This window comes from Streptomyces sp. CLV115, assembly GCF_038448545.1.
GTDB classification, from domain to species: Bacteria; Actinomycetota; Actinomycetes; order Streptomycetales; family Streptomycetaceae; genus Streptomyces; species Streptomyces sanglieri.
This window is the reverse complement of the sequence record NZ_JBCEWQ010000248.1, coordinates 1-7,719: the sequence shown is the minus strand read 5'-3', so window position 1 is coordinate 7,719 and position 7,719 is coordinate 1. Positions and strand designations below refer to the sequence as shown.

The following is a 7,719-nucleotide window of genomic DNA, read 5'->3' as shown; positions in this document are numbered from 1 at the left end:
CCCCCGGACCCCCGCTCCTCAAACGCCGGAGGGGCTGGTCGGTACCCGTGAAGGGCTCGGAGGAATCCGTGAGGGGCTCGGAGGAATCCGCGTCGAAAGCCGGACGGGCGTGGTGCCACGGGGCGTCGCTCGTCGCGGCCTCCGGGCTCCGCTGTGCAGTACCGGCCTCGGGTCGGGGCCCTGTCCGGCTTCCGGTCCCGGTCCCCGGCCCGGGTCGCGCTCCGGCCTCCGGCTCGGTCCCGGTCGCCGGGTCGGGTCGCGCTCCGGCTTCCGGCTCGGTCCCGGCTTCAGCTCCGGTAGCCGTCCCGGGACGTGCTCCGGCCTCCGGCTCGGTCCCGGTCGCCGGCTGGGGCCCGCGCTCGGTCCCCGGCACGGTCCGCGCCCTGGTGCCGGCCTCAGACCTCGTCCCGGTCCCGGCCTCAGACCTCGTCCCGGTCCCGGCCTCAGACCCCGTCCCGGCCGCAGCCTCAGACCCCGTCCCGGTTCCCGTGCCCGGCTTCGCCTCGCCCCGCGCCCGCTGCTGGCTCGCCGAGCCTTCGCTCGCGCTGCGGGTACGTCGCGGGGTCGAGGAGCGGGGAGTCGTGGGCCCCGGGGTCGCAGGGCCGGTGTGCGGTTCCGGGCCTGCGCCCGTACCGACACCGCCGCCCGTATCGACGCCAGTGCCCGCACCCGCGCCAATGCCCGCGCCAGTGCCCGCGCCCGCGCCGGCGCCCGTGCCCGTGCCCGCTTCCGCAGCCGGTGCTGCCGTTCGCTGGGCGGCCGATCCTTCGCTCGCGCTGCGGGTGCGGCGCGCCGGGCGGTCGCCTGCTGCCCGGGGGGTGCGGGTCGGGCGGGACGGGGCAGGTGGGAGCTGGCCCTTCAAGGGGCCCCATTCGTTCGGGTCGGGGACGCCGGGCGGCAGCATCGTGCGTCGCTTCGGGCCGCCGTGTTCCGACTCGCCCGGCTCCTTCGCGCCGGGCCATGCCTTCGCGACGCGTGCCGCCAGCACGAAGTCCTTGCGCAGCGGGTGGCCCTCGAAGCCCTCGGGGAGCAGCAGCGGCACCAGGTGCGGGTGGCCCTCGAAGCCGATGCCGAACATCTCGTGCGTCTCGCGCTCGTGCCAGGCCGCGCCCGCGTAGACGTCGATGGCGGTCGGGAGTACCGCCGCCTCGTGCGGGACCGCCGTACGGACCAGGAGCCGGCGAACCCGGCCCTCGGCCGGCGCCGCGACGTGGGCGCAGACCCGGAAGCCGGTGCCGGGTTCGTCGACCGCGCTCAGCCAGTCGAAATACGTGCAGCCCAGCCGGTCGCGGGCCGTTTCGAGGGCTGCGATCCAGGAGGCGGCCGGTACGTCGACGGTCAGCAGGTCGTACGCGTACTCCGCCGTCGCGTCCTCACCGAAGAGCTCGGCGGCGGCGTCCGGCAGGCGATCGTAGGCGTGGGAGGCCTCGGGGGCCTCAGGGACGTCGGCGGCCTCAGTGGCCTCAGTGGCCTCAGGGACCTCGGGGACCTCGTCGGGGGTCGGAGTGGTGGTCATGCGTCGCCCTTCCCCGGGACCGGCGGGGCGGCCACCAGGCCGCTGCGGAGTGCGGTGGTGGAGGGGCGGGCGCCGCCCGTCGCGTACCGCTCGCCCAGTGACTCGCGGGCGATCTTCTCCTGGAGCTTGAGGATGCCCTGGAGGAGCGCTTCCGGCCGGGGCGGGCAGCCGGGTACGTAGACGTCGACCGGGATGATCTGGTCGACGCCCTTGGTCACGGAGTACGAGTCCCAGTACGGGCCGCCGCAGTTGGAGCAGGCGCCGAAGGAGATGACGTACTTGGGCTCGGGCATCTGCTCGTAGAGCCGCTTCACGGCCGGGGCCATCTTGTCGGTCACCGTGCCGGAAACGATCATGAGGTCGGCCTGGCGCGGGCCCGGTGCGAACGGGATCACGCCGAGCCGGATGAAGTCGTGCCGGGCCATGGAGGCGGCAATGAATTCGATGGCGCAGCAGGCGAGCCCGAAGTTGAAGACCCAGAGGCTGTAGCGGCGGCCCCAGTTCAGGACCACCTTCATCGGCTCCGGTGCCAGGCGCGACAGGACGCCGAGCCGCTTGGGCTCCGGCAGGAAGGTCGGCACGGGCTGGGATTCGGATCCCTCGTCGGCCTGTGGGCTGGTCACGTCCATTCGAGGACGCCCTTCTTCCATGCGTAGAGCAGTCCTACGGCCAGAAAACCGAGGAAGATGAACATTTCGACGAGCGTGGTCGCCCCGTATCCGGGTGCGGCGAATACCGTCGCCCACGGAAACAGGAAGATCGAGTCGACGGCGAAGATCACGTACAGGAAGGCATAGACGTAATAGCGGACCTGGGTATGAGCCCATCCTTCACCCACCGGGTCCACGCCGCACTCGTACGTGAGGAGTTTTTCCGGCGTCGGCACCACGGGGCGCAGCAGCCGGCCGGCCCCGAAGGCGACGGCGACGAACAGCACGCCGATCACGGCGAGCAGTCCGACCACTGAATAGGCGTGGAAGTAGTCCGCCGCGAGAACGGTCGATTCCGGCAGCTCCGTCACGTCCGCCCCTCGCTCCCTCGAATCCGTCCGGTGATCTGTACGCACGGGAGTCTAGGCCCTGTTAAAGAGAGGGTAAGCAGCCGCGTCGGACCAGGGGTGGGGTTATCCCCACTTCACCTCCCCCACGGGCCCCATGGCGTGCGCCGGTCCGGCCCGGCAGGCTGGGCCCATGACCATGAGCCCCACGGTGCCGGACAACGACCGGCCACCACCCGCCAGACTCATTCCCGACCCGTGGACCTGGAAGGAGATCGGCCATCTTCTGGCCAATCTCCCGCTGACCATCGTCTGGTTCGTTTACACGGTGTTCATGATCGGTGTCGGAGTGGCACTCGCGGTCACGGTGATCGGTCTGCCGCTGCTCGCCGTCGGGCTGCACGGGGCGCGGCTGATCGGCAGGACCGAGCGGGCCCGGGCGCGGGCGATGCTCGGGGTGTCGGTCGACGAGCCGAGCCCGATTGAACTTTCCCGGCGGGACAAGGGGTTCTTCGCCTGGCTGTGGTCGAGCCTCAAGGATCCGGTGGGCTGGCGGACGGTGCTGTACTCCTTCGTCCGGCTGCCCTGGGGCGTGCTCACCTTCGCGGTGACGCTCGTGAGCCTCCTCGTGCTGTGGCCGCTGCTGCCCCACATCACCCGGCTCCTCAGCAACGGGGACCGGGCGATGGTGCGCGCGCTGCTCTCGCCGTCCGACGAGCTGGAGCGCCGGATCGCCGAGCTGGAGTCGGACCGGGGGGTGGTGGTCGACACCGCCGCCGCCGACCTCCGCCGCATCGAACGCGACCTCCACGACGGCGCCCAGGCCCGCCTCGTCGCCCTCGCCATGGGCCTCGGCCTGGCCAAGGAGAAGCTCACCGACGACCCCGAAGCCGCCGCCCGCATGGTCGACGAGGCCCACGGCGAGGTCAAGGTCGCCCTCCAGGAACTCCGCGACCTCGCACGCGGCATCCACCCCGCCGTCCTCACCGACCGCGGACTCGACGCCGCACTCTCCGCCATCGCCTCCCGCTGCACCGTCCCCGTCACCGTCGGCGTGGACCTTCCGGGGCGCCCCGCGGAGGCCATCGAGGGGATCGCCTACTTCACGGTCTCCGAGCTGTTGCAGAACGTGAGCAAGCACAGCGCGGCGCGTTCGGCGTCCGTCGAGGTGTGGCGCTCCGGGGACCGCCTGCTGCTCCAGGTCACCGACGACGGCCGGGGCGGGGCCCGGATGGACGGCGGTACGGGAATGGCGGGACTGGCCGAGCGGCTGGGCGCCGTCGACGGGCTGTTCGTCCTCGACTCACCGGTCGGTGGTCCCACGACGGTCACGGCGGAACTTCCCTGGCGGGACCGTGAGCGGACGCACGCACAGGCTCATGAACAGAAGCATGCGCAGGAGCAGAAGCGTGCGCGGAAACGCGAACAGAGGCGTGAGCAGAAGCGGGAGCAGAGGCGTGCGCTGGCGCGCAAGGAAGTAGGGAAGTGAAGAAGTAGGGCGCGGAGCCCGGACCCACGGAGGTAGGGAAAACCCCCGGTCGAAGAGGGATACCCCCCTCATGGTGATCCGGTCCGCGAAACCGCACCCTTGTCATGACGGCCGGAACAGGCACCGAGCAGCCGGCCCGGCACCGAGCACCTGGCACCCGGCACTCGCAAACCACCGAAACGGACAGCATCCATGGCCACGGCATACGGACCGGACACTCGGGACCACCAGCGGTCCGGAGCCGGTTTCGGGGATCATCCCCCGGTGAAGCATTTCTTCCCCGCCGCGCTGCGCGCGCCCGTCGAGGGCCGGGCCTGGCGCGAGTTCGCCTATCTGCTGCTGGGCCTGCCGATCGCCCTGGTCCTGTTCAGCCTCTCGATCACCCTGGCGTCACTGGGCGCCGGCCTGCTGATCACCTTCCTCGGGGTGCCGATCCTGGCCGGCACGCTGGCCATGTGCCGGGGCTTCGGCGCGGTCGAGCGGGCCCGGGCGCGCGGACTGCTGAGGCTGGACGTGGCGGCCCCGGCGCCGGTGCGCGGCAAGACCGGCGGCCTGATGTCCTGGATGGGCGCGGCCCTCAAGAGCGGGGCGTCCTGGCGCCATCTGCTCTACAGCCTGCTGTACCTCCCGTGGGCGACCTTCGCCTTCAGCGTCGCGGTGACCTTCTGGGCGTGCGGGTGGACCGCGTTCACCTACCCGCTGTGGCGGTGGATCTTCCCGGCGTACGTGGGCAGCGACGGCATTCAGCTGTACAGCGACCAGAGCCACCAGGTCCACCTCAATTCCTCCGTCGAGATGGCTCTGACCAGCGCGGTCGGCCTGGTGTTCGTCCTGGTCACGCCGTGGATCATCCGCGGTCTGGTGAGCGTGGACCGGGTGCTGGTGGGCGGGCTGCTCGGGCCGTCCCGGCTGGCGACCCGCGTCTCGGAGCTGGAGTCGGACCGGGGGGTGGTGGTCGACACCGCCGCCGCCGACCTCCGCCGCATCGAACGCGACCTCCACGACGGCGCCCAGGCCCGCCTCGTCGCCCTCGCCATGGATCTGGGCCTGGCCAAGGAGAGGCTCACCGACGACCCCGAAGCCGCCGCCCGCATGGTCGACGAGGCCCACGGCGAGGTCAAGGTCGCCCTCCAGGAACTCCGCGACCTCGCACGCGGCATCCACCCCGCCGTCCTCACCGACCGCGGACTCGACGCCGCACTCTCCGCCATCGCCTCCCGCTGCACCGTCCCCGTCACCGTCGAGGTGGATCTGGCCTCCCGGCCGGCCCAGGCGATCGAGGGGATCGCCTACTTCACGGTCTCCGAGCTGTTGCAGAACGTGAGCAAGCACGCACGGGCGACCCGTGCCTCGGTCGACGTGTGGCGGGCGGCGGACCGGCTGATGCTCCAGGTCACCGACGACGGACGCGGCGGCGCCGATGTCGCGTCGGGCAGCGGGCTCGCCGGGCTGACCGAGCGGCTGGGCGCGGTGGACGGCGTGCTGGTCGTGGATTCCCCGCAGGGCGGTCCGACCCGGATCACGGCCGAGCTGCCGTGGCGCGGCTGAGGACGGCCGGAATCCACATAACCGAGAGAAGCCGGAATCCGCGTGGCGGGGAGAAGCCGGAATCCGGGTGGGGGGAAGAAGGGGAGGATGTCCGTTTCCGGACGGGTGCGGGCCGCGCGGCGACAACGGACGAGGTCCGGGTGACGGGCGGGCTTTGACCGTGAGATCCACCCGGGGGTGGGCGGGATTCCACCCATGAAGTCCACCCGGCGGCCGAGGACACCACGCCGCCGAAGCTGGGATGCTGGAGAGCGTAACGGGCGGGACCAGCGAACAGTGGGGGAAACGGCTTCATGGTGGAGGACAGGGTGCGAGTAGTCATCGCCGAGGATTCGGTGCTGCTCCGGGAAGGACTCACCCGGCTGCTGACCGATCTCGGGCATGACGTCGTCGCCGGAGTCGGTGACGCCGAGGCGCTGATCAAGACGGTGAGTGACCTGGCGGGGCAGGACGCGCTGCCCGATGTGGTGGTCGCCGATGTGCGGATGCCCCCGACCCACACCGACGAGGGTGTGCGGGCCGCCGTGCGGCTGCGGAAGGACTACCCCGGAATAGGGGTCCTGGTCCTTTCGCAGTACGTCGAGGAGCAGTACGCGACCGAGTTGCTGGCCGGGTCCAGCCGGGGCGTGGGGTACCTGCTGAAGGACCGGGTCGCCGAGGTCAGGGAGTTCGTGGACGCGGTGGTCCGGGTGGCTCAGGGCGGTACGGCGCTGGACCCGGAGGTGGTGGCCCAGCTGCTGGGCCGCAGCCGTAAGCAGGACGTCCTGGCCGGCCTGACGCCGCGCGAGCGCGAGGTGCTCGGCCTGATGGCGGAAGGCCGGACGAACTCTGCGGTGGCCAGACAGCTGGTGGTGAGCGACGGTGCTGTGGAGAAGCACGTCAGCAACATCTTCCTGAAGCTGGGGCTGTCACCCAGTGACGGGGATCACCGCCGGGTACTGGCCGTATTGACCTACCTGAACTCCTGACGAACTGACACCCTGTCAGACGTCCGATCGGGGTCGCCCCGGGAGCAGCTCACGGCTGTCGCGGCGACCAGGTCCGGGGGTGGGCGCACCCCCGGACCGGAGAGCACGACCTAGCACCAAAGGATGACCGCGCAGCGTCTTCATCGAACGGCTGGGGGGCTTGCAAAACATGACAAACCAGTATCAAATCGCGTCCCAAAATGGCGTCCACCATGTGATCGGTCCAGGGAAGGCGACCCTTACCGACGTAGGGTGGGCAGTGGGACCGTCGGCGGGCCGGCGGGACCAGAGCCGCCGCCCCGAGGGAGGTCCAGTTCAGTGACCAGCCAGGTCAGTAGCCCAGCCGAACAGGCCGATGAGGCCAGCGAGGCGCTCGTCGGGGGACAGCGTGCCCCCCGCTCCGATCATGCGGGCGCCGGCGAGAAGGAGATCCGTCGTCTGGATCGGGTGATCATCCGTTTCGCGGGTGATTCCGGGGACGGTATGCAGCTCACCGGTGACCGTTTCACTTCGGAGACCGCGTCGTTCGGGAACGATCTGTCCACGCTGCCGAACTTTCCGGCCGAGATCCGTGCCCCCGCAGGGACCCTGCCGGGGGTTTCTTCGTTCCAGCTGCATTTCGCGGACCATGACATCCTCACGCCGGGTGACGCGCCGGACGTGCTCGTCGCGATGAACCCGGCCGCGCTGAAGGCGAACATCGGTGATGTGCCGCGTGGCGCGGAAATCATCGTGAACACCGATGAGTTCACCAAGCGGCCGATGGCGAAGGTCGGCTACGCGGACAGTCCGCTGGAGGACGGGTCGCTGGAGGCGTACAGCGTGCACCGGGTGCCGCTGACGACGCTGACGATCGAGGCGCTGAAGGAGTTCGGGCTCTCGCGGAAGGAGGCCGAGCGGTCGAAGAACATGTTCGCGCTGGGTCTGCTCTCGTGGATGTATCACCGGCCGACCGAGGGGACCGAGGCGTTCCTGCGGGCGAAGTTCGCGAAGAAGCCGCAGATCGCGGAGGCGAACGTGGCGGCGTTCCGGGCGGGGTGGAACTTCGGGGAGACGACGGAGGACTTCGCCGTGTCCTACGAGGTGGCACCGGCCTCGCAGGCGTTCCCGGCGGGTACGTACCGCAACATCTCGGGGAACCTGGCACTGTCCTACGGGCTGGTCGCCGCGTCCCGGCAGGCGGACCTGCCGCTGTATCTGG

General features: G+C 70.8%; 7 protein-coding genes. 4 read left to right on the top strand and 3 right to left on the bottom strand.

Going from position 1 to position 7,719, the window contains the following annotated elements:
* The 3 genes from AADR41_RS40160 to AADR41_RS40150 form a co-directional block, all read right to left on the bottom strand.
* On the bottom strand, nucleotides 1-1,516 hold a 1,516-nt coding region (locus AADR41_RS40160), incomplete at its 3' end, for an NADH-quinone oxidoreductase subunit C (protein ID WP_342287251.1).
* Nucleotides 1,513-2,145 (bottom strand): NADH-quinone oxidoreductase subunit B, encoded by a 633-nt coding sequence (locus tag AADR41_RS40155; RefSeq protein ID WP_342287249.1) that lies wholly within the window; start codon nucleotides 2,143-2,145, stop codon nucleotides 1,513-1,515. The genes AADR41_RS40155 and AADR41_RS40160, both read right to left, overlap by 4 nt.
* Nucleotides 2,136-2,537: an NADH-quinone oxidoreductase subunit A gene (locus AADR41_RS40150; protein WP_124716979.1), complete on the bottom strand. Its 402-nt coding sequence runs from the start codon at nucleotides 2,535-2,537 to the stop codon at nucleotides 2,136-2,138. Before AADR41_RS40150 ends, AADR41_RS40155 begins: the two co-directional genes overlap by 10 nt.
* A gap of 169 nt (nucleotides 2,538-2,706) precedes the next feature.
* Between AADR41_RS40150 and AADR41_RS40145 the strand changes: the two genes are divergently transcribed.
* The 4 genes from AADR41_RS40145 to AADR41_RS40130 form a co-directional block, all read left to right on the top strand.
* A complete protein-coding gene (locus AADR41_RS40145) occupies nucleotides 2,707-4,002 on the top strand; it encodes a sensor histidine kinase (RefSeq protein WP_342287248.1) in 1,296 nt (431 codons plus the stop codon).
* Between the two features lie 192 nt (nucleotides 4,003-4,194).
* Nucleotides 4,195-5,550: a sensor histidine kinase gene (locus AADR41_RS40140; RefSeq protein ID WP_342287247.1), complete on the top strand. Its 1,356-nt coding sequence runs from the start codon at nucleotides 4,195-4,197 to the stop codon at nucleotides 5,548-5,550.
* 293 nt (nucleotides 5,551-5,843) lie between these two features.
* Nucleotides 5,844-6,518 carry a response regulator transcription factor gene (locus tag AADR41_RS40135; RefSeq protein WP_323180027.1) on the top strand — a complete coding sequence of 225 codons (675 nt, stop codon included), beginning with the start codon at nucleotides 5,844-5,846 and terminating at the stop codon, nucleotides 6,516-6,518.
* Nucleotides 6,519-6,836: 318 nt separating this feature from the next.
* Nucleotides 6,837-7,719, top strand: an 883-nt coding sequence (locus AADR41_RS40130) for a 2-oxoacid:acceptor oxidoreductase family protein (RefSeq protein WP_342287246.1), incomplete at its 3' end; no start/stop codon positions are given.

Coding starts and splice junctions, on each gene's coding strand:
- AADR41_RS40155 (WP_342287249.1), bottom strand. CDS start 2,145: ATGGACGTGACCAGCCCACAGGCCGACGAGGGATCCGAATCCCAGCCC.
- AADR41_RS40145 (WP_342287248.1), top strand. CDS start 2,707: ATGACCATGAGCCCCACGGTGCCGGACAACGACCGGCCACCACCCGCC.
- AADR41_RS40140 (WP_342287247.1), top strand. CDS start 4,195: ATGGCCACGGCATACGGACCGGACACTCGGGACCACCAGCGGTCCGGA.
- AADR41_RS40135 (WP_323180027.1), top strand. CDS start 5,844: ATGGTGGAGGACAGGGTGCGAGTAGTCATCGCCGAGGATTCGGTGCTG.